General features: G+C 73.9%; 25 protein-coding genes and 1 pseudogene. 13 read left to right on the top strand and 13 right to left on the bottom strand.

The annotated features are described in order from the left end of the window. Positions 1 to 31 precede the first annotated feature (31 nt). Positions 32 to 1,429 (bottom strand): NAD(P)H-quinone dehydrogenase, encoded by a 1,398-nt coding sequence (locus H7344_RS11855; RefSeq protein ID WP_186346240.1) that lies wholly within the window; start codon positions 1,427 to 1,429, stop codon positions 32 to 34. Further along, a complete protein-coding gene (lpdA, locus tag H7344_RS11860; protein ID WP_186346241.1) occupies positions 1,429 to 2,820 on the bottom strand; it encodes a dihydrolipoyl dehydrogenase in 1,392 nt (463 codons plus the stop codon). Before lpdA ends, H7344_RS11855 begins: the two co-directional genes overlap by 1 nt. Before the next feature lie 69 nt (positions 2,821 to 2,889). Between lpdA and H7344_RS11865 the strand changes: the two genes are divergently transcribed. The 4 genes from H7344_RS11865 to H7344_RS11880 all read left to right on the top strand — a co-directional run bounded on the left by H7344_RS11865 (position 2,890) and on the right by H7344_RS11880 (position 5,479). Then, entirely contained in the window at positions 2,890 to 3,342 is a 453-nt protein-coding gene (locus H7344_RS11865; protein ID WP_166195796.1) for a gamma-glutamylcyclotransferase, read from the top strand. Between the two features lie 82 nt (positions 3,343 to 3,424). After that, positions 3,425 to 4,240, top strand: a complete 816-nt coding sequence (locus tag H7344_RS11870; RefSeq protein WP_186346433.1) for a purine-nucleoside phosphorylase — start codon at positions 3,425 to 3,427, stop codon at positions 4,238 to 4,240. A 9-nt stretch (positions 4,241 to 4,249) separates the two neighbouring features. Further along, positions 4,250 to 4,900: a TetR/AcrR family transcriptional regulator gene (locus H7344_RS11875; RefSeq protein WP_186346242.1), complete on the top strand. Its 651-nt coding sequence runs from the start codon at positions 4,250 to 4,252 to the stop codon at positions 4,898 to 4,900. A gap of 9 nt (positions 4,901 to 4,909) precedes the next feature. Further along, entirely contained in the window at positions 4,910 to 5,479 is a 570-nt protein-coding gene (locus tag H7344_RS11880) for a TetR/AcrR family transcriptional regulator (protein ID WP_186346243.1), read from the top strand. A 69-nt stretch (positions 5,480 to 5,548) separates the two neighbouring features. On the opposite strand, the gene H7344_RS11885 is transcribed toward H7344_RS11880, so the two are convergent. The 6 genes and pseudogenes from H7344_RS11885 to H7344_RS11910 all read right to left on the bottom strand — a co-directional run bounded on the left by H7344_RS11885 (position 5,549) and on the right by H7344_RS11910 (position 12,513). Further along, positions 5,549 to 6,934: an HtaA domain-containing protein gene (locus H7344_RS11885; protein WP_186346244.1), complete on the bottom strand. Its 1,386-nt coding sequence runs from the start codon at positions 6,932 to 6,934 to the stop codon at positions 5,549 to 5,551. A gap of 13 nt (positions 6,935 to 6,947) precedes the next feature. Then, positions 6,948 to 8,264, bottom strand: a complete 1,317-nt coding sequence (locus H7344_RS11890) for an HtaA domain-containing protein (RefSeq protein WP_186346245.1) — start codon at positions 8,262 to 8,264, stop codon at positions 6,948 to 6,950. Continuing rightward, the gene (locus H7344_RS11895) at positions 8,254 to 9,396 is read right to left on the bottom strand and encodes a hypothetical protein (RefSeq protein ID WP_186346246.1); all 1,143 of its coding nucleotides are present in this window, start codon (positions 9,394 to 9,396) and stop codon (positions 8,254 to 8,256) included. Before H7344_RS11895 ends, H7344_RS11890 begins: the two co-directional genes overlap by 11 nt. Then, positions 9,393 to 10,208, bottom strand: coding sequence for a heme ABC transporter ATP-binding protein (locus tag H7344_RS11900; RefSeq protein WP_186346247.1), 816 nt, complete (start codon positions 10,206 to 10,208; stop codon positions 9,393 to 9,395). Before H7344_RS11900 ends, H7344_RS11895 begins: the two co-directional genes overlap by 4 nt. Further along, positions 10,205 to 11,332 (bottom strand): FecCD family ABC transporter permease, encoded by a 1,128-nt coding sequence (locus tag H7344_RS11905; RefSeq protein ID WP_186346248.1) that lies wholly within the window; start codon positions 11,330 to 11,332, stop codon positions 10,205 to 10,207. The genes H7344_RS11900 and H7344_RS11905 overlap by 4 nt, the downstream gene beginning before the upstream one ends. Continuing rightward, positions 11,329 to 12,513 (bottom strand): annotated as a pseudogene (locus tag H7344_RS11910) (heme/hemin ABC transporter substrate-binding protein). Before H7344_RS11910 ends, H7344_RS11905 begins: the two are co-directional and overlap by 4 nt. 104 nt (positions 12,514 to 12,617) lie before the next feature. Here H7344_RS11910 and H7344_RS11915 point away from each other — a divergent pair. The 4 genes from H7344_RS11915 (at position 12,618) to H7344_RS11930 (ending at position 16,993) form a co-directional block, all read left to right on the top strand. Then, on the top strand, positions 12,618 to 13,298 hold the full coding sequence (locus H7344_RS11915) for a biliverdin-producing heme oxygenase (RefSeq protein WP_186346249.1): 681 nt from the start codon (positions 12,618 to 12,620) through the stop codon (positions 13,296 to 13,298). 30 nt (positions 13,299 to 13,328) lie between these two features. Beyond that, the gene (locus tag H7344_RS11920) at positions 13,329 to 14,132 is read left to right on the top strand and encodes an NAD-dependent epimerase/dehydratase family protein (RefSeq protein ID WP_186346250.1); all 804 of its coding nucleotides are present in this window, start codon (positions 13,329 to 13,331) and stop codon (positions 14,130 to 14,132) included. Positions 14,133 to 14,301: 169 nt separating this feature from the next. After that, positions 14,302 to 15,306: an aldo/keto reductase gene (locus H7344_RS11925; protein ID WP_188834886.1), complete on the top strand. Its 1,005-nt coding sequence runs from the start codon at positions 14,302 to 14,304 to the stop codon at positions 15,304 to 15,306. Between the two features lie 34 nt (positions 15,307 to 15,340). Continuing rightward, positions 15,341 to 16,993, top strand: a complete 1,653-nt coding sequence (locus tag H7344_RS11930) for a phospho-sugar mutase (RefSeq protein WP_186346252.1) — start codon at positions 15,341 to 15,343, stop codon at positions 16,991 to 16,993. A 4-nt stretch (positions 16,994 to 16,997) separates the two neighbouring features. Here the strand turns inward: H7344_RS11930 and H7344_RS11935 are convergent, their stop codons facing one another. After that, positions 16,998 to 17,609, bottom strand: a complete 612-nt coding sequence (locus H7344_RS11935; RefSeq protein WP_186346253.1) for a hypothetical protein — start codon at positions 17,607 to 17,609, stop codon at positions 16,998 to 17,000. A 69-nt stretch (positions 17,610 to 17,678) separates the two neighbouring features. Here H7344_RS11935 and deoC point away from each other — a divergent pair, with 69 nt between their 5' ends. The 4 genes from deoC to H7344_RS11955 are packed head-to-tail and all read left to right on the top strand — an operon-like array spanning position 17,679 to position 19,973. Continuing rightward, positions 17,679 to 18,368 carry a deoxyribose-phosphate aldolase gene (gene deoC / locus H7344_RS11940; RefSeq protein WP_229707094.1) on the top strand — a complete coding sequence of 230 codons (690 nt, stop codon included), beginning with the start codon at positions 17,679 to 17,681 and terminating at the stop codon, positions 18,366 to 18,368. Between the two features lie 52 nt (positions 18,369 to 18,420). Then, positions 18,421 to 18,816, top strand: coding sequence for a Rieske (2Fe-2S) protein (locus H7344_RS11945; RefSeq protein ID WP_186346254.1), 396 nt, complete (start codon positions 18,421 to 18,423; stop codon positions 18,814 to 18,816). A gap of 45 nt (positions 18,817 to 18,861) precedes the next feature. Then, positions 18,862 to 19,464 (top strand): ATP-binding protein, encoded by a 603-nt coding sequence (locus H7344_RS11950; RefSeq protein ID WP_186346255.1) that lies wholly within the window; start codon positions 18,862 to 18,864, stop codon positions 19,462 to 19,464. Then, positions 19,461 to 19,973 carry a cysteine peptidase family C39 domain-containing protein gene (locus tag H7344_RS11955; RefSeq protein ID WP_186346256.1) on the top strand — a complete coding sequence of 171 codons (513 nt, stop codon included), beginning with the start codon at positions 19,461 to 19,463 and terminating at the stop codon, positions 19,971 to 19,973. Before H7344_RS11950 ends, H7344_RS11955 begins: the two co-directional genes overlap by 4 nt. Positions 19,974 to 20,200: 227 nt before the next feature. On the opposite strand, the gene H7344_RS11960 is transcribed toward H7344_RS11955, so the two are convergent. Then, complete coding sequence (locus H7344_RS11960; RefSeq protein ID WP_186346257.1) at positions 20,201 to 21,304, bottom strand: adenosine deaminase; 1,104 nt, start codon at positions 21,302 to 21,304, stop codon at positions 20,201 to 20,203. Positions 21,305 to 21,361: 57 nt separating this feature from the next. Between H7344_RS11960 and H7344_RS11965 the strand changes: the two genes are divergently transcribed. Next, positions 21,362 to 21,817, top strand: a complete 456-nt coding sequence (locus H7344_RS11965) for a MaoC family dehydratase (RefSeq protein WP_186346258.1) — start codon at positions 21,362 to 21,364, stop codon at positions 21,815 to 21,817. A 46-nt stretch (positions 21,818 to 21,863) separates the two neighbouring features. Here H7344_RS11965 and H7344_RS11970 read toward each other — a convergent pair whose 3' ends face one another. From H7344_RS11970 to H7344_RS11980, 3 genes are all read right to left on the bottom strand, one after another. Next, the gene (locus H7344_RS11970) at positions 21,864 to 22,043 is read right to left on the bottom strand and encodes a MerR family transcriptional regulator (RefSeq protein WP_186346259.1); all 180 of its coding nucleotides are present in this window, start codon (positions 22,041 to 22,043) and stop codon (positions 21,864 to 21,866) included. 109 nt (positions 22,044 to 22,152) lie between these two features. Continuing rightward, positions 22,153 to 22,647 carry a hypothetical protein gene (locus H7344_RS11975; protein ID WP_186346260.1) on the bottom strand — a complete coding sequence of 165 codons (495 nt, stop codon included), beginning with the start codon at positions 22,645 to 22,647 and terminating at the stop codon, positions 22,153 to 22,155. A 23-nt stretch (positions 22,648 to 22,670) separates the two neighbouring features. Further along, positions 22,671 to 23,288: a TetR/AcrR family transcriptional regulator gene (locus tag H7344_RS11980; protein ID WP_186346261.1), complete on the bottom strand. Its 618-nt coding sequence runs from the start codon at positions 23,286 to 23,288 to the stop codon at positions 22,671 to 22,673. Positions 23,289 to 23,393: the final 105 nt, after the last annotated feature.

A 23,393-nucleotide genomic window follows, 5' to 3' on the forward strand; every position in this document is an offset into this window, starting at 1 on the left:
AACCAGGAAGCAGGAGCCAGGAGGCAGGACCTCAGAAGTGGTGCAGCCTCCGCGCGGCCTCGGCGATCGAGCCGGACATCGACGGGTAGACCGTGAACGCCTGCGCGAGCTGGTCGGCGGTGAGCGACTCGGCGACGGCGACGGAGACCGGGTGGATCAGCTCGCTGGCGCGCGGACCGACGACGACCCCGCCGACGACGATGCCGGTGCCGGGGCGGCACAACAGCTTCACGAAGCCGTCGCGGACGCCCTGCATCTTCGCGCGCGGGTTGCCCGACATCGGCAGCGTGACGACCTCGGCCTGCATCTCGCCAGCGTCGACGGCCTGCTGGGACCACCCGACCGTTGCGATCTCCGGGGAGGTGAAGACGTTGGAGGAGACCTTCTTCAGGTCGAGCGGGTGCACGGCGTCGCCGAGGAAGTGCCACATCGCGATCCGGCCCTGCATCGCGGCGACCGACGCGAGCATGAGGACGCCGGTGCAGTCGCCGGCGGAGTAGACGCCGCGGGCGGAGGTCCGCGAGACGCGGTCGACGTTGACGAAGCCGCCGTCCTTGAGGATGACGCCGGCCTCCTCGAGCCCCATGTCGGCGGTGTTCGGCACCGAGCCGAGCGCGAGGATGCAGTGCGAGCCCTGGACGGTGCGGCCGTCGGTCAGGGTCACGGTGACGACGTCGCCGGAGCGGGTGACCGACTCCATCCGCGACTTCGACAGCACGGTCATGCCGCGGCGCCGCAGCACGTCCTCGAGCACGGTGGCGGCGTCGGCGTCCTCGCCGGGCAGCACCCGGTCGCGCGAGGAGACGAGCGTGACCGGGATGCCGAGGTTGAGGTAGGCGCTGGCGAACTCCGCGCCGGTGACCCCCGACCCCACGACGATCAGCTCGGTCGGCACCTCGGTGAGGTCGTAGACCTGCTCCCAGGTGAGGATCCGCTCGCCGTCGGGCTGCGCGGTCGGCAGCGTCCGCGGCGCGGCACCCGTGGCGATCAGCACGGCGTCGGCCTCGAGGGTCTGCTCCGAGCCGTCGGCCGCGGTCGCCACGACCCGGCCGGGCCCGTCGAGCCGGCCGCGCGCCTCGACGACCTGGACGCCGTCCTTGGCCAGCCGCCGCGCGATGTCGGCGGACTGGTCGGCCGCGAGCCCCTTGACCCGCGCGTTGACCCGCGCGAGGTCGACGCGGATGGTCTCCGCGGCGTCGCCCTCGGTGTCGGTGAAGATCACGCCGAGCTCGGCCGCGCCGGCCAGCTCGTCCATGACCTCCGCGGTCGCGATGAGCGTCTTGCTCGGCACGCAGTCGGTGAGCACGGCCGAGCCGCCGACCCCGTCGGTGTCGACGATCGTGACCTCGGCGCCGAGCTGGGCGGCGACGTGGGCGGCTTCGTACCCGCCGGGGCCACCCCCGACGATGACGACGCGATCAGTGGCCATCAGAAGTTGATCATGTGGCCGGAGATGCCGTGGACGGCTTCCTTGACGGCCTCGGACAGCGTCGGGTGGGCGAAGACGTTGCGCGAGACCTCGTCGGCGGTGAGGTCCCACTGCTGCGCGAGCGTGAGCACCGGCAGCTGCTCGGTGACGTCCGGCCCGATCATGTGGGCGCCGAGGATCTCGTTGTGCTCGGCGTCCGCGACGACCTTGACGAAGCCGACCGCGTCGCCGAGGCCCTGCGCCTTGCCGTTGGCCGAGAACGGGAAGGTGGCCGTCTTGACGTCGTACCCCTTGTCCTTGGCCTGCTGCTCGCTGTAGCCGAAGGACCCGATCTGGGGCTGGCAGTACGTCGCCCGCGGGATCATGTCGAAGTCGATCTCCATCGTCTCCGCGCCGGCGATCGTCTCTGCGGCGACGATGCCCATCGCCTCGGCGGCGTGGGCGAGCATCATCTTCCCGGTGACGTCGCCGATGGCGTACACGTGGTCGACGTTGGTGCGGCCGCGGCCGTCGACGGCGATCGCGCCGCGGTCGGTGAGCTCCACCCCGGCGGCCTCGAGGCCGTAGCCCTCGGTGCGCGGCTGGAAGCCGATCGCCTGCAGCACCTTGTCGGCCTCGAGCACCTGCTGCTCGCCGTCCTTGGAGACGGTGACCTTGACTGTGTCGCCGGAGTCGTCGATGCCCTCGACCTTGGTCGACAGCAGGACCTTCACGCCGAGCTTCTTGTAGTGCTTGAGCAGCTCCTTGGACACGTCGGCGTCCTCGGTCGGCACCATCCGGTCGAGGAACTCCACGATCGTGACGTCGACGCCGAAGTTCTTCATGACGTAGGCGAACTCGACGCCGATCGCGCCGGAGCCGGCGATGATGATCGAGCCGGGCAGCTCGTCGGTGAGGATCTGCTCCTCGTAGGTCACGACGCGCTCGGAGAGCTCGGTGCCCGGGATCAGCCGGGTGCGGGCGCCGGTGGCGATGATCAGGTCGTCGCAGGTGTACGACGTGGTCTCGCCGTCCTTGGTCACGTCGAGCGAGGTGGGCCCGGTGAGGGTGCCCCAGCCGTCGATCTCGGTGATCTTATTCTTCTTCATGAGGAAGTGGACGCCCTTGACGATGCCGGCCGAGACCTGGCGGCTGCGCTTGTGGGTCGGCCCGAACGACATGGTGGCGTCGCCCTCGATGCCGAACTTGTCCTTCTCGTGCGCGAGCACGTGCGCGAGCTCGGCGTTCTTCAGCAGCGCCTTGGACGGGATGCACCCGACGTTGAGGCAGACACCGCCCCAGTACTTCTCCTCCACCACGGCCACCGACTTGCCGAGCTGGGCGGCGCGGATCGCCGCGACGTAGCCCCCGGGACCGGCACCGAGGACGAGGACATCGAAGTGGTTCGTCACAGCGGCCAGCCTACGTCTGTCGCGCACGTCACCCCGAACCGGTCGGGCCGCGGCCACTACCCTGCCGTCGTGACGCTTTACGCCGCCTACGGGACCAACCTCGATCCCGCCCGGATGGGCGAGCGCTGCCCGCACTCGCCGATGCGCACGACCGGGTGGCTCACGGGGTGGCGGCTGACGTTCGGCGGCGAGGAGCACGGCTGGGACGGCGCGCTCTCGACGATCGTGCAGGACCCCTTCGAGCAGGTCTTCGTCGCGGTCTACGACATCACCCGCGAGGACGAGAAGCACCTCGACGGCTGGGAGGCCGCCGACTCCGGCCTCTACCGCAAGACCAAGGTCCGGGTGTCCACGATGGACGGCGAGGTCGTCGTGTGGACCTACGTGCTCGACGCCTACGAGGGCGGCCTGCCCTCCGCGTCGTACCTCGGGGTGCTGGCCGACGCCGCCGAGGCGGCCGACGCCCCGGCCGACTACGTCGCGGCCCTGCGCCGCCGGCCCTGCCGCTCCACGGGACTCTGACCTCCAGGACGCCGATCCTCCGAACTCTGGTCCGCGGCGGGGTCTGACCTACAGTTCCCGCGTGAGCGACCAGCAGCCCCCGATGTCCAGCACCGAGCCGTACGAGAGCGACCCCTACGCGCTCGCGCAGGAGGCCGCGGCCCGGCTCGCCGACCTCACCGGCGTCGAGCGCCACGACCTCGCGCTGGTCCTCGGCTCGGGCTGGCTGCCCGCCGTCGACGCCCTCGGCGGCGCGGTCGCCGAGATCGCCACGACCGACCTCCCCGGCTTCAGCGCCGCGGCCGTCGCCGGCCACTCCGGCAAGATCCGCTCGCTGAAGGTGGGTGACAAGAACGTCCTGGCGTTCCTCTCCCGCACCCACTACTACGAGGGCCGCGGCGTGGCCGCCGTCGTGCACGGCGTACGCACCGCCGCCGCCGCCGGCTGCTCGACCGTCGTGCTCACCAACGGCTGCGGCGGCCTGAAGGAGACCTGGACCCCGGGCACCCCGGTCCTCATCTCCGACCACATCAACCTGACCGGCCGCTCCCCGATCGTCGGCGCGAACTTCGTCGACCTCACCGACCTCTACTCCAGCCGGCTGCGCGCGATGTGCCGCGAGGTGGACCCGACCCTCGACGAGGGCGTCTACGTGCAGTTCCCCGGCCCCCACTACGAGACCCCGGCCGAGATCGGCATGGCCCGCGCCATCGGCGGCCACCTCGTCGGGATGAGCACGACGCTCGAGGCGATCGCCGCCCGCGAGGCCGGCATGGAGGTGCTCGGCATCAGCCTGGTCACCAACCTCGCCGCCGGCATCACCGGCGAGCCGCTCAACCACGAGGAGGTCCTCGAGGCCGGCCGTGCCGCCGCGACCCGCATGGGCGACCTGCTCGGCCGGATCGTCCCGAGGATCTGACCGACTCCCATGGAGACACCCGCTCCCGGCACCCGCCAGCGCCTCGTCGACGCGGCGCTGCGTGCCTTCGCCGAGCACGGCGTGCACAACGCGTCCCTGCTGGAGATCACGCGGCAGGCCGGCCAGCGCAACCGTGGGGCCGTGCACTACCACTTCGGCAGCCGCGAGGGGATGATCGCGGCGGTCCTCGAGCAGCACGCCGACGACGTCGGTCGGCGCGAGATCGAGCTGATCGAGACCGCCCGCAGCCGACCCGACGACGACCTCGCCTCGGTCCTCGAGGCGCTGGTCCGACCGGTCACCGAGGTCTCCGAGATGGGCTGGAGCGGCCGCTGCTACATCGTCATCGTCGGCGAACTGGTGCAGCAGGACATCACGCCGCTCGGACCGGAGGTGCAGGCCGCGATGGCGCGCACCGGCGGCTACGAGCTGTTCGCGCTGCTGCGCGACCGGCTGCGGCCGATGGCGATGGACCTGGCGCTGGAGAACGAGCGGCTCGCGCTCGTCACCGGCTGCGTCATGCGCGCCGTCGCCGACCGCGCCCGCGCCGCGGAGCTCCCGCCCACCGGCCGGGAGACGCTGCCCACGGAGCGGTTCATCCGCAACCTGGTCGCCATGGGCACCGCGATGCTCACCGCTCCGTTGCCCGCCGACGGGTAGGTTGCCCGCGTGCCCCGCATCAGCGCCGGCTCGCTGCAGGAGCACCGCGCCGACCTGCGACGACGGGTCTTCGACGCCTTCGCCGAGCTGATGGGCGAGCGCTCGTACGACGCCGTCACCATGGCCGCGATCGCGGAGCGCGCCGGCCTCGGCCGCACGACGATCTACCACCACTTCCCGGACAAGGCGGCGGTCGTGGTGGCCTTCGCCAGCGACGAGACCGAGCGGTACGTCGCCCGGCTGACCGAGGTCCTCGGCGCGACCGACGACCCGGTCGAGCGACTGCGCACCTACGTGCGGCACCACCTCGCCGCGGACGAGGAGTTCCACCTCGGCCTGGGTCCTCGGCTGTTCGCGATGCTGAGCGACGAGGCGCGCCGCGAGATCCGCTCGCACGTCGTGGCGGTCGAGGACGTGCTGCGCTCGATCCTGCTCGACGGCCACGCCTCGGGGCGGATGCTCGTCGAGGACGTCGAGACGACGCTGCCACTGGTCCACGCGTGCCTGAGCCCGCGACACCTCCCGGCGCGCACGATCGAGACGTTCGTGCTGCGTGCGGTCGGTGCCGCGGGCCCATGAGATCCGGCTCGTGCCTCCCAGCGTGCGGCGGAGCGCACGCCGGGCAGCACGAGGCCGCGTGGGGACGCGTCAGCGGGTGACGCGGAGCCCCATGGTCCTCACCACGCGCTGGTACGCCGCGGAGCCGGCGTACACGACCTTGAGCTGGTAGCGGCCGGTCGCCAGCTTCGGCAGCGCGAGCGTGGCCTTGCCCTTCGCGAGCGTCGCGGAGCGGGTCTTGACGACCTTGCCGGCCTTCTTCACCTGGACCTTGACCTTCCCGGCCACGGCGCCGTTGCTCCCCCTGAGGGCGACCTTCAGCCTGCCGGCCTTGGCGGGCGTGGGCTTCGTGAGCACCTTGAGGGTGGCGGCGGGCTTGGTCTTGGCCGGCGCGAGCCGCGACCAGTCGATCGAGACGGGGGTCTCGGTGTCCTGGGTGGTGTTCGAGTGGGTGTGCGCCTGCCAGGTGTAGAGCGCGTACGCCGTGCCGCGCTGCAGCGTGGCGGTGGCCGCGGTCAGCGAGGTGGTGAAGGCGCCGCCGCTGATCTGCGCGGCCGGGACCCAGGTGGCGGCCGCGAACTTCGACTGGTCGCCGATGTCGTCGGTCTCGGGCATGCCGCCGGCGGGGGCCAGACCCACGTAGACGCCGTTGTCGCCGGGGTTGGTGGTGCCGTTGAAACCGGTGCCGGAGACGGCGAGCGTGAGCCCGTTCTCCGCCGAGGCGGCGGTGGTCTCGTAGCTCACCTGCGGGCTGGCCGCAGCGGCTTCACGGGCCTGCGCGGTGAACGTCGCCGGCGCCTTCTTGGCGTCGGCGTTCGCGCCCGAGGCGTGGAAGTGTGGCCGCAGGCCGGCGGGCAGGTGACCGAGGAGGTCGGTCGCCCACGACTTGCCGTCGACGGGCTGGCCGTCCTTCATCGCCAGGGCGGTCGCCTCGGCGCTGCCGGGCTCGAGCACGCCGGCCCAGTCCGGGGTGGCGGTGAGCGAGGCCAGGCCGTCGGCGACCGTCCAGTCCGGGGCGTCGAAGGTGCTGACCGTGACCCGCTTCGGCGCGACGTCGGCCGCGGGCTGGCCCATTCCGCCGTTGACCTTCGCCGAGACCAGCACGGTGAGCGTCCCGTCGCCGTCGGGCTCCACCGTGACGGCCGGGTCGGCGAAGGTCACCGAGTAGACCTCGGTGCCGACCACGGGGATCGTGAAGGTCCCCTGGACCGAGCCGTCGTAGGTCAGGGACGCGGCGCCGGTCGCGGTGTCGTAGGAACCGGTCCCGTTCGGGAAGACGAACACGCCGTCCTCGGGCTCCTGCGCCCCGTCGGCCAGGACCTGGCTCGAGAGGTGGTCCTCGAACTGCTGGGAGATGCCCCAGGTGAAGGAGGGCGCGGTCGCGGCGGACGCCGGTGCGGCGGCGACGAGCGCGAGGCCGGACGCGGCCAGCGCCGTCGCGGCCGCCGAGGCGACCAGGCGGGGAGGGCAGATCATGGTTCTTCCTTTCTCAGGCGACGCGGGAGCGTCGGGGTGCGGGGAGGAGCAGCAGGGAGGCCGTCGTGAGGAGGCAGGCGCCGCCGAGCCACCAGGGCCACGTGGCGGGGCGGGCGTCGGTCGTCGCACCCGCGGCCGTCGTGGCGACGAGGTGGGTGCTGGCGGGGAGGGCGACCGCGGTGGCGGGAGGTACGACGGCGGCCACGTCGCCGGCCTCCGGCACCGCGGGCAGCACCGGCGCCGCAGCAGGCGCGGTCACCGGCGGGACGACGGGGGCCGGAGCGGCCACCGGCGCCGTGGCCGGGGTCGTCGCCGGAGGCGTGGCTGTCGGGGTCGGCGGCGGGGCGATGGTCGGGTTGGTGATGACCGGCTGCGTGGGCGGCGCGGTCGGGGTCGGCCCCGGGTCGGAGCCGGCGGCGGCGTACGACACCGACAGCGGCGAGGGCACCTTGAACGGGTCGGTCGAGGAGCCGCTGGAGAACCAGAACGCGGCGGTCCCGAGCCGCTCCATGTAGGCGACGAAGCTCGACGGGAACGACCCCGACCACGCGTCCCCGGAGGTCTGGCCGAGGCCGTCGACGATGACGCCGCGGTACGCCGGGTCGGCGGTGAGGCCGGCGGCACCGGGCTCGCCCAGGTCGACGTCGGGCAGGTCGGCCAGCGTGACCGTCTCCTCCGGCACCGGCGCCCAGGAGCCGGGGTCGTCGACCGAGGAGGCGTAGCCGCTCACGGTCGCCGTGAGGGTGCCCCGCCCGTCGGCCACCTCGAGCTCCGGGTCGCTGAGGTGGAACATCGACATGCCGGAGTAGTAGACGACCGTGACGTCGCCGTCCCACGCGACGCGGGCGGTGCCGGCGGCCGGGTCGACGTACCCCTCGCCCTCGCCGATCGTGAACCGCAGCCCACTCGTCGACCCGCTGGCCGGGGAGCCCAGCGGCGCGCCGGAGGCGTCGGTGCGCAGTCCCGCCCAGGTGGCCGCGCGCCAGCGGCGACCGTCCCACTTCTGGACGCGGACCGCGCCGGCCCGCTGCTTCCACGCCGACCGGGGCAGGGCCGTGCCGCCGCGGCCGGGGTCGGCGACCCGGCCCGCGGAGAGGTAGTTGAAGGTGTCGGGCGCGTGGGCGCGGTTGCTCGACTCGTGGTTGATCCCCCACCGCAGCACCGCGCCCTCGAGCGCGACGCGGGTCGGTGGCTCGCCGATCTTCTCGGCGACCGCCGGCGCGGCGCCGAGCAGGCCCCCGACCGTGCCACCGAGCAGCGCGACGGCGGCCGTGGAGGCCAGCGCCGCGGCGAGCCCGTGCCGGCGTCCGGCCGCGCGCTCAGGCCGCACGACGCACCCGCCACGCGCGGAGGAGGGGGTACGCCGCCCTGCCGACGGCCACCAGCAGCACCAGGCCGGCGGCGCCGGCGAACAGCAGGCCGGCGCGCTCGCTGCGGTCCCCGCTCGCGGCGGCGGCCGGCGCGGGCTCGGCACCGACGACGGCGAAGGAGACCGACGGGGGGTCGTCCACGCCGTGCACGCGCAGCTCGTGCGTGCCGGCCGCCGCGTCCTCGGGCAGGGTCAGCACGCCGGCCGTGCCGCCGTCCGCACCCACCAGAAACGGGCCGGCCCCGGCAGCGCCGTCGTCGAGGACGACCGTGACCTGCCGGCCCGCCGGCAGGCCGGTGGCGGTGAAGGCGAGGACGTTCCCGGCGACCGCGGAGGCCCGGTCGACCTCGAGCGTGGCCACCCCGGGCGCGGCCTGGCCGGCCACGGGCACCTCGCCCCCGGCGGGCGCGGCCCCGCCCGTCGGCGACCCGGGCGCCGCCGCCACCGTCGGCAGCGGAGCGCTCGTCGGCACCGCCGCCGGCAGGGTGGCCGGGTCCGTGGTCGACCCGGCCGTCGGCGCCGCGGTCGGGGTGGCCTGCCGGAGCGAGGCGACACGCACCGGGGTGAAGGTCTCGTTGCGGCCGTTCTTGACGCCGTGCGCGCCGATCGTGATGACGCCGCAGGTGAGCTCGCGACAGTCGACGGTGCGCACCGAGGAGGAGCGGTCGTAGGCGCGGAACGTCGCGCCCGGGACGACGACCGAGGTCGACCAGCTCCCGTTCGCGGACATCACCCCGCCGTTGGCGGAGCCGGCGGTGTCGGAGCCGGGGAACGCGACGTACCTCTGGAAGCCCTGGTTGTCCCTGGCCTCGCTGTCGGGGACGTACCAGTAGTCCTGTCCCGTCGCGCCGCCGCGGCTGGGTTGCCAGGTCCCCTTCACGGCGCCGAAGAAGACGTAGACGCCGCCGTGGCCGCCCTTGACCGTCTGGAAGCCGGTGCCGCGGACGGTGAGCGTCGTGGCGTACGTCGGGTCGACGACCGCGTCCCCGTCGGGGTTGGCGACGGTCACCCGCGCCGCGGCACTGGCGGGCGCAGCGGGCACGAGGACGAGGCCGGTGACGGCCAGGACCAGCGCGGCGAGCAGCCGGGTCACGGGACCTCCTGGAGCGTGGGGGACGCGGCGGGCGCGTGGGAGCGGACGGGGACGACAACGAGGTGGCCGGCGTGCTCGACGACGTCGACGGGGTGGCCGTAGACCTCGGTCAGCAGCGGGCCGGTCAGCACCTCGGCGGGCGAGCCGTCGGCGCGGACGCGGCCGTCGGCGAGGACGCAGACGCGGTCGGCGTACGCCGCGGCGAGCGAGAGGTCGTGCAGCACGACGACGGCCGCGGAGCCGGCGCGGACGGTGCGACGCAGCACGTCGAGGAGCGCCTCCTGGTGCTTGATGTCGAGCGCCGCGGTCGGCTCGTTGAGCATGAGGACCGGTGCGGCCTGCGCGAGCAGCCGGGCGAACGACGTGCGCGCCTGCTCGCCGCCGGACAGGGTCGGGAACAACCGCCCCGCGAGGGTCGTGACGTCGGCGCGGGTCATCGACTCGGCAACCACGCGGTCGTCGTCGTCCTCGGCCGGGGTGCGGTGCCACGGCGAGCGGCCCATGCGGACGACGTCCTCGACGCGGAACCCGAACGCCAGGCCCTGCTTCTGCAGCTGCACGGCCCGCAGCTGCGCGAGCTCGCGCGTCGGCACTCGGCGCAGCGGCCGGCCGTCGAGCTCGACGGTGCCGGCGCTCGGGGTGGTGTCGCCGGCGAGGACGCCGAGCAGCGTGGACTTGCCGGCGCCGTTGGGGCCGACGAGGGCGAGCAGCTCGCCGGGGTGGACGTCGACGTCGACGCCCTCGAGGATGCGGTGGCCCTCGACGGTGACCCCGACACCGCGGGCGCTGATGGCGGTCGCGGCCCCGCTCATGCCCAGCCCCCCGCCGTACGACGGGCGCGGCGCAGCAGCCAGAAGAAGAACGGCCCGCCCACGAGCGAGGTCAGCATGCCGATCGGCAGGTCGGCGTACGCGATCGCGGTGCGGGCCCACAGGTCGGCCACCACGAGCAGCACGGCTCCGCCGAGGGCGCTGGCGGGGACGAGCAGCCGGTGGCCCGGGCCGGCGACGAGGCGCACCAGGTGCGGCACGACCAGCCCGACGAACGCGATGATCCCGCAGAACGACACTGCCGCCGCGGTCAGCACGGCCACCACGACGATCGTGCCCATCCGGAGCCGCTCGACGTCGACGCCCACGTGGCGGGCGGCGCGGTCACCGAGCGCGAGCAGGTCGAGCCGGGGGGCGAGCAGGAGCGCGACGAGGATGCCGCCGAGCGCGAGCGGCGCGACCACGCCGACCTGCTCCCAGCGCGAGCCGTTGAGGCTGCCGAGCTGCCAGAAGACGATCTCCTCGCGGGCCTGGGTGTCCCCGAGGAACATCAGGAACGCCAGGCCGGCGCTGGTCACCGCGTTGAGCGCGATGCCGGTGAGCACGAGTGTGACGACCTCGGTGCGGCCGCCGTCGCGGGAGAGGACGTAGACGAGGATGGTGGTCACCAGGCCGCCGAGGAAGGCGCAGCAGGCGACGGTCCAGGTGCCGGCGAAGGTCAGGTCGAGCACGATCACCGAGGCGGCGGCGACGGCCGCGCCCGAGGACACGCCGACCACGCCGGGCTCGGCCAGCGGGTTGCCGAAGACGCCCTGCATGAGCGCGCCGGCGGTCGCCAGCGCGGCGCCGGCGAGCGCGGCCATCGCGACGCGCGGGAAGCGGACCTGCCACAGGGTGTTCTCCCCCTGCGGGTGCGAGGGCAGCGGTCCCCAGTCGAGCCCGAGCCGGTGCAGCACCGAGCCGACCACCTCGCCGGGCGGCACGTCCAGCTGGCCGTGGCCCGCGCCGAACGCCGCCGCCACGAGCAGCGCCACCCCCAACCCGCCGAGCAGGCCGACGCGGCCGGCCAGCACCCGGGCGCCGCTGCGCGTCGGGGCCGGGCGGTCCGCGCCGCTCCGTCCGCCCGTGCCCGGTGTGGGGTCGGTGGCGGGGAGGACCGCGGTCACGAGAGCTCACCCGGCGCGTACGTCGCCACCGCGAGTGCCTCGAGCACCGACGCGGTCGCCGGCCCGAAGCCGAGGATGTCCGCGTCGTCCATCGCCACGAACCGGCGGTGCCGGCCCGCGGGCGTCTCGGCCAGCGCGGGGAGCCGCTCGAGCAGGCCGTCGACCCCGCCGGCGGACTCGAGGCCGCCGGACATCATCAGGACCAGGTCGGGCTGGGCGGAGACGAGGCCCTCGTCGGTGAGCGGCTTCATGCCGTTCCAGCCGATCTCCTCGGCGACGTCGTACCCCCCGATCGCCTCGATGAGCGAGTCCGCGCCGGAGCCCTCGCCGAACATGTATTAGACGCCGCTCTGCCCGCGGACGTAGAGGAACACCGTGCGGAGCCGCCGCCCGTCGTCCGCCGGCGCGACTCGGGCGATCTCCGCGGTGACGTCGTCGATCTCCTGCTGCGTGCGCCGCGCGAGCGCCTCGCCCTCCTCCGGCACGCCGAGCGCCTCGGCGACGCCGCGGACCAGGCTGCCGACGTTGTCGAGGGTGCGCTCGGGCTCGAGCACGACGACCGGGACACCGGCATCGCGCACCTGGAGCACGACGTCCCACGGCCCGAGCGAGGTGTCGGTGACGAGCAGCGTGGGGTCGAGCTCGAGGATCGCCTCGGCGACGAGGTCGTGACCGTCCTGGGTGACCAGCGGCAGGTCGTCGAGCCCCTCGACCTGCGTCGAGACGTCACGGCCGACCAGCACGTCGGAGAGGCCGAGCTCGGCGACGGTGCGCGCCAGGGTGCCGTGGACGTCGAGGGCGAGGACCCGGCTGGCGTCCTCGACGGTGACCTTCGTGCCCTGCGCGTCGGTCAGCGTCACGGGCAGCTGCTGGACCGGCGACTCCGCGACCGGGTCGACCTCGTCCTCGGCCGCGACGACCGCCTCGCCCTCCCAGTCCCGCACGTCGGCCAGCGGCTCGACGTCGGCCAGCGGCGGCGCGGTCCGCACGTCGCTCGTGCCGTCCGCGCCGACCGCGCGCTCGCCCGTGGAGACGCCGCAGCCCGCCAGCAGGAGCGCCGGCAACAGGACGGCGATCAGCGGGAGGACCGGCACTCGGACGGGGGTCGACAGGACGCGCACGGTTGGTAAGGTACACCTAAGTAAGCCAAGCCTTACCAAAGGTCTGGACCGATTCGACATTCTGTCGAGAACATTTTGACAGCATGTCGAGACCTCCGCTTCGATGACGGGCGTCCCGTCGTGACCGCCCGGTCGCGCCGTCCCGCGCCCCGCAGGAGAGACTCATGACCGTGCTCGACGCCGGCCCCACCCCCGCCCTGTCGACCGCCATGCGCGAGGGCTCCCGTGCCGAGCACGAGGACGCCGAAGGCTCGACCTTCATGTCCGAGCTGCTCGAGGGGCGCACCTCCGAGGAGGGGTACGCCGCCTACCTGCGCCGCCTGCGCTGCGTGTACGCCGCCATGGAGACCGCTCTGCGCGCCCGCACCGACGACCCGCTGGTCGCCGCCGTGCACGACCCGGCCCTCGAGCGGCTCGCCGCCATCGACGCCGACCTCGACCACTGGGCGCCCGGGGCACCGCACGACCTGGCGGCCGACGAGTCGCCCGCCGCCGCGGCGTACGTCTCGCGCCTCGAGGGCGCGGCCTGGGGCGGCGACCTGGTCGCCCACCACTACACGCGCTACCTCGGTGACCTCTCCGGCGGCCAGGCGATCGGGCGGGTGCTCGACCGGGCGTTCGACCTCGACGGGGCAGGCACGGCGTTCTACGCGTTCCCGGAGATCCCGAAGCCGAAGCCGTACAAGGACGCCTACCGCGCGCGCCTCGACGAGCTCGGCCTCGACGCCGCCGGGGTCGCCCGGGTCGTCGACGAGGTGAAGGTAGCGTTCCGGCTGAACCAGGCCCTCTTCACCGAGCTCGGAGAACGCATCGATGCCTACCGCCGCGTGGTCCCGCAGGACTGACCTCCGCTCCGACCGCGCGGGCGACCGCGCATGAAGGTCCTGGTCACCGGCGCCGCCGGCAGCATCGGCCGGGTCGTCTGCCTGGGCCTGACCGACCGCGGCCACGACGTCGTCGGCCTCGACCGGCTGCCGCAACCGTCGGGCGAGGACGGCCCCTGGTACGCCCTGGACTGCACCGACCCCGACGCCGTCGACGCGGTCTTCGCCGAGCAGTCGCTCGACGCCGTCGTCCACCTGGCCGGCCACCCCGGCGAGGCCAACCTGCCGGACTCGCTGACCTCCCACGTCGTCACCACCGGCGCGCTGCTCGACGCGATGGTGGCCCACGACGTGCGCCGCATGGTCTACGCCTCCTCCAACCACGCCGTCGGCCGCACGCCGCGCCGCGACCTGGTCGGCGTCGACGCCCGCCCGCGGCCGGACACGTTCTACGGCGTGTCCAAGGTGGCGGCCGAGGCGCTGCTGAGCCTGTACGTCGACCGGTACGGCATCGACGCCGTCGCCTGCCGGATCGGCTCGTTCCTCCCCGAGCCCGAGACCGTCCGCAACCTCTCGACCTGGCTCTCCCACGACGACTGCGTCCGGATGGTCCACGCCGGCCTCACCGCTACGGCCCCCGGGTTCGCGGTCCTCTACGGCATCTCCGCCAACACCCGCGCCTGGTGGGACCTCGAGCCCGGCCGCGCCCTGGGCTACGAGCCCGAGGACGACGCCGAGGCCTGGGCCGACCGGATCCGGCCCTCCCCCGAGGACGACTGGGACGCCGCGCACGTCGGCGGCCCCTACGCCACGGCCACCTTCGAGCGCCCCGCCCTCGACCGCCCCTCGGCCTGACCCTCCGCCCGCGCGCCTCCCCCGGCGGACATCTCGGGGCAGTCCTGCACATACCGAGGGAGATCTGCCCCGATATGTGCAGGAGTCACCGGTCAACCGGTGACTCCTGCAGCCCGCCGACGCCACCGGCCCTGGACGCGGCTTGGACGGCAGGCGTTCGATGGAGTCCATGACCACCCCCGTGACGCAGCACCGCACCCTCGGCACCGCCTCGCCCCTGACCGTCTCGGCGCTCGGGCTGGGCTGCATGGGGATGTCGGAGTTCTACGGCACCGCCGACGAGCGGACCGCGACCGAGACGATCCACCGGGCGCTGGACCTCGGCGTGACGTTCCTCGACACCGCCGACATGTACGGCCCCTTCACCAACGAGCAGCTCGTCGGCGCCGCGATCAACGGCCACCGCGACGAGGTGCAGCTGGCGACGAAGTTCGGCAACGAGCGGCTGCCCGACGGCACCCGGGTCGGCGTCAACGGCCGCCCGGAGTACGTCCGGTCCGCCTGCGACGCCTCACTCGCCCGGCTCGGCGTCGACCACATCGACCTCTACTACCAGCACCGCGTCGACAGGTCGGTCCCGATCGAGGAGACCGTCGGCGCGATGGCCGAGCTGGTGCAGGCCGGCAAGGTGCGCCACCTCGGCCTGTCCGAGGCGTCGGCCGCGACGATCCGCCGCGCGCACGCGGTGCACCCGATCACGGCGCTGCAGACGGAGTACTCCCTGTTCACCCGCGACCTCGAGGACGAGATCCTCCCGACCATCCGCGAGCTGGGCATCGGCCTGGTGCCGTACTCCCCGCTCGGCCGCGGGATCCTCACCGGCGCCATCACCGACGAGTCGTCGCTGGCCGAGGACGACTCGCGCCGCTCGGCGTACTTCCCGCGCCTCAACGGCGAGGGCCTGCGCGCCAACCTCCGACTGGTCGATCGCGTCCGCGAGATCGCGGAGGAGAAGGACGCCACCCCGGGCCAGCTCGCGCTCGCGTGGGTGCTGGCGCAGGGCGACGACGTCGCGCCGATCCCGGGCACCAAGCGGGTGCGCTACCTGGAGGAGAACGTCGGCGCGCTCGAGCTCAGCCTCGACGCCGACGACCTGCGGCGGCTCGACGAGGCCGTCCCGCGCGACGCCGTCGTGGGCGAGCGGTACGGCGACATGTCCAGCATCGACGCCTGACCGGAGCCGGCGACGGCCCTCGTAGGGTGGCCCGGTGACGACGACCGACCCCGCCCTGCTCGACGCCGCCCGCACCTGGATCGCCGAGGACCCCGACCCCCGCACCCGCGAGGAGCTCGAGCAGGTCGTCGCCCGGGTCGAGGCCGGCGACGCCGCGGCGGCGGCCGACCTGACCGACCGGTTCGCCGGCACGCTGGAGTTCGGCACGGCCGGCCTGCGCGGAGCGATCGGCGCCGGCCCGAACCGGATGAACCGGGTCGTCGTCACCCGCGCCGCGGCCGGCCTGGTTGCCTACCTCAAGGACATCGGCGCCACCGGCCCCGTCGTCATCGGGTACGACGCCCGGCACGACAGCGACGTCTACGCCCGCGACACCGCGGAGGTCGTGACCGGCGCCGGCCTGGCTGCGCACGTGCTGCCGCGGCCGCTGCCGACCCCGCTGCTCGCCTACGCGATCCGCGAGCTCGGCTGCTCGGCGGGCGTGATGGTGACCGCCAGCCACAACCCGCCGCAGGACAACGGCTACAAGGTCTACCTCGGCGACGGCAGCCAGATCGTGCCGCCCGCCGACGAGGAGATCGCCGCCCGGATCGCGGCGGTCGGCCCGGTCGCCGACGTGCCACGCGGCAACGGAGGCACCGTGCTGGACGAGAGCATCCTCGACCGGTACCTCGACACCATCGCCGGCCTCGCCGCCGACGGCCCCCGCGACCTCGACATCGTCTACACGCCGCTGCACGGCGTCGGCGGCACCGCCGTCGCGCAGGTGCTGGAGTCGGCCGGCTTCTCCGAGCCGCGGGTCGTCGCCGAGCAGGAGCACCCCGACCCGGACTTCCCGACCGTCGCGTTCCCCAACCCCGAGGAGCCGGGGGCGATGGACCTCGCGATGGCGCTCGCCGAGCAGCACGGCGCCGACCTCGTCGTCGCCAACGACCCCGACGCCGACCGTTGCGCCGCGGCCGTCCCCGGCCCGCACGGCTGGCGGATGCTGCGCGGCGACGAGGTCGGCGCACTGCTGGCCCACGCGCTGCTGACCAGCGGCAAGCAGGGCACCTACGCCACCTCGATCGTCTCCTCCTCGCTGCTGGGCAAGATGGCCGCGGCGCACGGCCAGCCGTACGCCGAGACGCTCACCGGCTTCAAGTGGATCGGCCGCGTCGACGGGCTCGCCTTCGGTTACGAGGAGGCGCTCGGCTACTGCGTCGACCCCGAGCACGTGAAGGACAAGGACGGCGTCTCCGCGCTGCTCCTGCTCTGCGAGCTCGCCGCCCGCGCGAAGGCCGAGGGCCGCGGCCTCGTCGACCTGCTCGACGACATCGCGCTCGAGCACGGCCTCCACGCGACCGACCAGCTCTCGGTCCGGGTCACCGACCTCGCCGAGATCGCCGCCGCGATGGAGCGGCTGCGCACCACCCCGCCGGCCGAGCTGGGCGGGCTCGCCGTCGAGCGGGTCGACGACCTCGCCACCGGCTCGGCCGACCTTCCCCCGACCGAGGGACTGCGCTACTCCCTCGCGGGTGGTGCGCGCGTCGTCGTACGTCCCAGCGGGACCGAGCCGAAGCTGAAGTGCTACCTCGAGGTGGTCGTGCCCGTCGACCCCGAGGACGGCGTCGACGCCGCCCGCATCCACGCGGTCGGCCGACTCGACGCCCTCCGCAGCGACATCAAGGCCGCCGCCGGCATCTGACGGGTCAGACGACGATCGTCGCCACGAGGGCGACGACCCCCACGGCGAGAAGACCGATCTCCACCCAGGCCGGCGTGCGCCGCACCTCGGCGCCGAGCGCGGCGACCTCCGGCGATCCGCGGCCGACGCCGAGCCGCTTGCGATCCTCCGTGACGAGCTGGTCGATCCGGTTCTCGACGACGTCGGGGTACGACGGCGCCTGGGGCGTCGCGAGGACGTCACCGCGACGGGGGTCGCGCTTGGGCGGCCGGGTCGAGGCGAGCGTCGCGCGCAGGGTGTGGCCGATGGCGGGCGAGACGTACCGCTTCTCCCCCACCCGCACGGCAAGCACCTGCCGCACGACGACCTCCTCGACGGCGGCGAGCGGGATGGAGACGGTCTCGAGCATGTTGACCAGCACGAGCCGCCGGTCGGCGACCTTGACCCGCGGCTTGAGCAGCGCGGCCCAGGCGAGCACGCCGACGAGGAACGCCCCGGCGACCACCGGTGCGGGGAAGTCGTCGACGATGCCGAGGACCAGCGTGCCGACGGCTGCGACCAGCGTGAGGATGCCGATCGCCAGACCGTTGGTGGGCCGGTAGCGCTCGGTGACCTCGTCGGGTGCTGCGTCGACCACCGGTTGCTCCTCCTCGATCCGCTCCGCCCGCCGTCCCGGCAGGCACGACGTCGAGCCTATGCTGAGGCGGTGAGCGAACCCTCCATCACCCAGGTCGCCCGGGCCATCGACCACACGCTGCTCAAGCCGGAGGCCACCCACGCCGACGTCGAGGCGCTGGTGGCCGAGGCCGTCGAGCTCGGGACGTACTCCGTCTGCGTCTCCCCCTCGATGCTGCCCGTCGCCGTTCCGGAGGGCAGCGACCTGAAGGTCGCCGTCGTCTGCGGCTTCCCCAGCGGGAAGCACACCTCCGCAGTGAAGGCTGCCGAGGCCGCCGAGTCGGTCGCCCTCGGTGCCGACGAGATCGACATGGTCATCGACGTCGGAGCGGCGAAGGAGGGCCGGTACGACGCCGTCGAGGCCGACATCGCTGCCGTCCGGTCCGCGGCACCCGCACCCACCGTGCTGAAGGTGATCATCGAGTCCGCCGCGCTCAGCGACGACGAGATCGTCGGTGTGTGCCGGGCGGCCGCCGCGGCCGGTGCGGACTTCGTGAAGACCTCCACCGGCTTCCACCCCTCGGGTGGCGCCTCCGAGCACGCCGTCCGGCTGATGGCGCAGACGGTCCCCGACCTCCAGGTCAAGGCCTCCGGCGGCGTCCGCACCCTCGACCAGGCCCGCACCATGATCGCCGCCGGCGCCACCCGCCTCGGCGTCTCCGGCAGCCGCGCGCTCCTCTCCTCCGCCGACGACCAGCCCTCCGGCTCCGCCGGCTACTGACCCCGACCCGCGCTGAGTCGTCTCGGCCGGCGGGGGTGGGTACCGGCGGGGCATGAGCGACGACAAGCGCCCCAGCGTCCCCCTGGCCGAGCTCGCCGGCGGCAAGGTCCGTCTCGTCGGGCAGTGGGTGGTCGGCCTCCGCCGCACCACCAGTACCGAGGACCCGACCGAGCGGACGGGCGAGCCGTTCGCGGTCTCGCGGCGCTGCCGGCACCAGCTCGCCGACCTCAGCAAGGGGCACATCGACGCCGACGGCTGCCTGGTCTGCCCCTGGCACCAGAGCAAGTACGACGTCAGCACCGGCAAGATGGTGGAGGGCCCGCGGGGCTTCCTCACCTACCACGGCCCGGCGCGGGGCTACCGCCAGTTCGTGGCGGCGTACTCCAAGGTGCTCAAGCTCCGGCGCGGCCGCGCCCACGTCGTCGGGGACCGGGTCGAGGTCGACTGAGGCGCCGGCTGAGGAGATCGGACCGGTCCACGGCAGAATGCCCCGGTGCGCGCCCGGGTGATCGTCCTCGCCGGCCCCTCGGGGTCGGGCAAGTCCCGGCTGGCGGAGCGGATGGGGCTGCCGGTGCTTCGCCTCGACGACTTCTACAAGTCCGGCGGTGACCCGACGCTCCCCCGCATCGAGCACGGCGCGAACGCGGGCATGGTCGACTGGGACCACCCCGACTCCTGGCTGCCCGACGACGCCCTCGCTGCGATGCGGGTGCTGTGCGAGGAGGGCCGCGCGGAGGTGCCGGTCTACGACATCGCGCACGACGGCCGCTGTGGGTGGCAGATCCTCGACCTCGAGGGGTCGCGGTTCTTCGTCGCCGAGGGCATCTTCGCCCCCGACGTCGTCCGGCCGGCGCGCGAAGCGGGGCTGCTCGCCGCGGCGTACTGCATCCGCCGCTCGCCCCTCCGCACATTCTGGCTGCGCCTCCAGCGCGACCTGCGCGAGCACCGCAAACCCCCGCTGGTGCTGGTCCGCCGCGGCATCGCCCTCATGCGCGCCCAACGCGAGGTGGTCGCCGACGCCGTCGCCAAGGGGTGCGTGCCGATGACCCCGGACGAGGCCTGCGCCGACGTCCGCCGGCTCACCGCGGCGCCGTGACCCTCCCGTGGGGTGCGGCGCTGCGCCAGCCCGACCGGCTCTCGTGCGGGGCATCGGTGCTGGTGGCGGCGCACATGCTCGCCGACGAGGAGTACGCCGCGACGGCCGGGCGCGCCTTCGCCGCCGAGGCGCTCGCCCTGCACCGCCGGGTGACCGGCCCACGCTCGCGCGACGGCCGCGCGCAGCTGCCCTGGCCGCGCTCCATCGGCACGCCGCCGTGGGCGGTGGCCCGCGAGCTCACGCTCGTCGCCGGCGTGCGCCACCGCGTCCGCCGCGCCCGGTGGTCCACGCTCCAGGACGCACCCGGCCCCTCGGCCCTCTACGTCGGCAACCGGTGGCTCCCGCGCCACGTGGTGCTCGTGCTCGACGCCGACGAGCAGCGCCTGCGCCTCTACGACCCCTCCCACGGCGGCCTGGCGACCGTCACCCGGAAGGCGTTCGAGGGCGGCCGACTCCGCGTGGCCGGCTGGGACCGGCCGTGGTTCGTCGTCGCCGCGGCCCGCTCCTGACGCGCGCCGCGGACGTCGTGCGAAGGGTGGGCCGTGTGCTCGGCCCTCGTGACGCCCCGCGGTGCGGAGCATGACTCGAAAGTGTCGCGCCGCGGCTCCTGCTCCGTCGTCGCCGCGCACTTATCGGGGCAGTCCTGCACATACCGGGGCAGATCTGCCCCGGTATGTGCAGGGGTCACCGGTTAACCGGTGACCCCTGCACCCGCCCGGCACCTGCCCGACAGCGGTCAGCCGACGAGCTCGGCGGCCAGCGCGGCGTACCCCGGCTTGATGACGGCGGAGATGATCTCGAGCCGCTGGTCGAAGGGCAGGAACGCCGACTTCATCGCGTTGATGGTGAACCACTCGAGGTCGCGGGCGCCGTAGCCGAACGCCTCGACGAGCGACCACATCTCCTCGGTCATCGAGGTCCCGCTCATCAGTCGGTTGTCGGTGTTGACGGTGACGCGGAACTTCAGCTCCTTGAGCAACCCGATGGGGTGCTCGGCGATCGAGGCGGCGGCACCGGTCTGGAGGTTGGACTTCGGGCACATCTCGAGCGGGATGCGCGTGTCGCGGACGTACGCCGCGAGCCGGCCGAGCTCGACGCGGCCGTCCTCGCTGACGGTGATGTCGTCGATGATCCGCACGCCGTGGCCGAGCCGGTCGGCGCCGCACCACTGGATGGCCTGCCAGATAGACGGCAGCCCGAACGCCTCGCCGGCGTGGATGGTGAAGTGGGAGTTCTCGCGCTGGAGGTACTCGAACGCGTCGAGGTGGCGGGTGGGCGGGTAGCCCGCCTCCGCGCCGGCGATGTCGAAGCCGGCGACCCCGCGGTCGCGCCAGGCGACCGCGAGCTCGGCGATCTCCATCGAGCGGGCCTGGTGCCGCATCGCGGTGAGCAGCTGGCGTACGACGATCCGGTCGCCGGCGCCGGCGCAGCCCTCGTCGAAGCCGCGCTGCACCGCCGCGACGACCTCGTCGAGGCTGAGCCCGTCCCGGACGTGCTGCTCGGGGGCGTAGCGGACCTCGGCGTACACCACGCCGTCCGCCGCCAGGTCCTCCACGCACTCGCGGGCGACGCGGGTCAGCGCGTCCGGGGTCTGCATGACGCCGACGGTGTGGTCGAACGTCTCGAGGTAGCGCTCCAGCGACCCGGAGTCGGCCGACTCGGTGAACCAGCGGCCGAGCTCCTCGGCGCCGCCGCTCACGGGCAGCTCGTGGCCGCTCTCGGCGGCGAGCTCGACGATCGTCTGCGGGCGCAGGCCGCCGTCGAGGTGGTCGTGCAGGAGGACCTTCGGTGCCCGGCGCACCTGCTCCTTGGTCAGCGGGGCGGGGGCACTATCTTGCATGCGGACCATCCAAGCATCCCGCTGCTCGTCTACAACATCGCTGCAAGGAGCACCTTCATGCGCACGTTCGCCAGCTTCGAGGAGGTCGCCGAGGCGGCCGGGACCGACATCGGCTCGACCGACTGGGTGGAGATCGACCAGCAGCGGGTGGACCGGTTCGCGGAGGCCACCGGCGACCACCAGTGGATCCACGTCGACGTCGAGCGCGCGAAGACCGGCCCCTTCGGCGGCACCATCGCCCACGGCTACCTCACGCTCTCGCTCGTGCCGTGGCTCGGCAGCCAGGTCTTCGAGCTCGACACCCCCGGCGCGAAGCTGAACTACGGTGTCAACAAGGTCCGCTTCCCCAACCCGCTCCTGGTCGGCAAGCGCGTCCGCGGCCACGTCGCCTTCGGTGAGGTCACCGACATCCCCGCCGGCAAGCAGCTGGTCATCAAGTACACCGTCGAGATCGAGGGCGAGACCAAGCCCGCCTGCGTCGCCGAGACCGTCGTCCTGCTCCTCGCCGACTGACGCGCTCCGCTGGTCGCACGGCGGGCGCGGCGGGCACGGCGACCGCTCAGTACCTCGCGCGCCGCGCGAGGCGATCGCGCCCGTAGGCCCGCACCTTCTCGGCCTCCGCCTCCGTGAGGCGGAAGTAGGCGTACGGCGTGACCTGCCACCCCATGGCGTGCAGCCACCGCCGGATGGTCCGGTCGGTGACGCCGAGCTCGTCCGCGAGCATCCGCGGGGTGATCATGGGTCGACCCTACGGCCGAACGGGCTCCGGCGGACGGTGCCCCCGCCGACGGGTCGCACTTCTCCGGCAGGCCCCCGCGCGGGACGACACCTCGACGGATGCCGGTCGGTCACCGCCGGCGCCGGAAGAACCGCCGCAGCGGTCCGGTCTGCTCGGAGCCCGTGTCGATGTCCAGCTCGTCGTCGACGGGCGCGAACGACCCCGGCGACGCGGCGTACCGCGCCCGCATCGCCTGCTCCAGCGTCGCGTCGTCGTCGGGCACCGCCGCGTCGTACGCCGCGTCCGCCCGCCCCTCGAGCTCCTCCGCCGCCGCCAGGTCGTCGCCCACCTTCCGCGCCGCGCGCCGGGTCTCGGCGAGGGCCTCAGCCGCACCGCCGAGGCCGAGCCAGCGGAAGCCGGGCTCGGCCGCGTCGAGCTCCTCGGGGCTGAACGACTCCGTGGCCGCGTGCAGCAGGCCGCCGTTCATCACCGTGCCGTGGACGAGCAGCACGTCCGCCAGCGCGACGTCTCCGGGCCCGGATCCCGCCCCGGCCAGGGGCGCGTGCACCGCCCGCTGCCAGATCAGGTCGGGCACGTCGTTGTCGTCGAGCTCCTCGTCGCCCACCCCACGCATGGTGGCACGACGGCTCAGACGTGGAACGCCGCCGTGACCGGGGCCTGCAGCAGCCCGCCAACCGCGTCGCAGAGGAAGGTGCCGGCGTCGCGCCACCGCGGCGGCTCCCCCGAGACCTGGGCCCGCTCCTCGATCTCGGCGCAGGCGGTGGTGATGAGGTGCACGGTCAGCCGGGCGCGTCCTTCCACGACGCCCCGGTCGAGGTGCGCGAGCCGTTCGGCGGCCGAGACGACGATGCGCCCGGAGGTGGGGAACCGGCCGGTGCCCGCACGCATCAGGTCGGTGGTCGTAGGGTCGCTCAACGCCTGGCGCAGGAACCGCGCGCGCCACGACGGCGTCGGGAGCTCTGCGAAGGAGTCCGTCAACGGGATGACGAGCGCGCGGACGTCGCCCAGGAGGGAGTCGGACTCCGCGAACATCTGCTGCTGGGCGGGCTCGACCGCGGCGCGGTGGCGCTCGAGGAGCGCCTCGACCAGGCCGGTACGGCCGCCGAAGTAGTAGCGCACCGCGGAGTGGTTGCTGTTGCCGGCGGCCTCGGCGACCTGGCGGTCGGAGACCGTGGCGATGCCCCGCTCCGCGAAGAGCCGCTCGGCGGCGTCGAGCAGGGGCACCCGGGCGTCCGGACGCGGCATGGCTCCCTCTCGATCGGCGGCAGGAGAAGCCCCGACCCTAGCGTTTTCCGCGTATTACGCCATGTGGCTTACTATCGACGGCGAGCCCGCATCCGGGCACGAGGA

This window comes from Nocardioides deserti (genome assembly GCF_014266025.1).
Classification (GTDB): domain Bacteria; phylum Actinomycetota; class Actinomycetes; order Propionibacteriales; family Nocardioidaceae; genus Nocardioides; species Nocardioides deserti.